The organism is Sphingomonas sp. CCH5-D11, from assembly GCF_001557395.1.
Taxonomy (GTDB): domain Bacteria; phylum Pseudomonadota; class Alphaproteobacteria; order Sphingomonadales; family Sphingomonadaceae; genus Sphingomonas.
Window position 1 is genome coordinate 1 of record NZ_LSKH01000240.1, and the last position, 502, is coordinate 502.

Annotated in this window: 1 protein-coding gene; it reads left to right on the forward strand. The window is 74.5% G+C overall.

The genetic code is table 11. The annotated features are described in order from the left end of the window. Window positions 1–428 (forward strand): DNA-packaging protein (locus AX702_RS14890; RefSeq protein ID WP_197420629.1); only part of this gene is annotated, 428 nt, incomplete at its 5' end. Between the last annotated feature and the right edge of the window lie 74 nt (window positions 429–502).

The window sequence follows — 502 nt, forward strand, 5'->3', positions numbered from 1 at the left end:
GCGCGGATGGCGTCGGCCATGTGATCGAGGATGCCAGCGTGACCGGCGCCACGCCCGAAGGCTGGGCAAAGGCGGTGGCAGGCTGCGCGGCACGGCATGGCGCTGACCGGATCGTCGCGGAAGCGAACCAGGGCGGGGAGATGGTGGGATCGGTGCTTCGCGCGGCCGATATGCGGCTGCCGGTGCGGCTGGTCCATGCGAGCCGCGGCAAGGTCGCCCGGGCGGAGCCGGTGGCGGCGCTCTACGAAGCGGGGCGCGTGCGCCATGCGGGCGTGTTTCCGATGCTGGAGGACGAGCTGTGCGGGCTGATCACGGGCGGCGGCTACGAGGGACCGGGGCGGTCGCCGGATCGGGCGGATGCGCTGGTGTGGGCGATGACCGAGCTGATGCTGGGCGCGCGCGGGCCGGCGGGGGTGCGGGCATTGTGATGGACGCGCGGCGGACGGTGCCGGTGGGTGGCGAGTGTCGCGCCTGATCGGCTGAGCGCAGCAGGCGGGGCGGG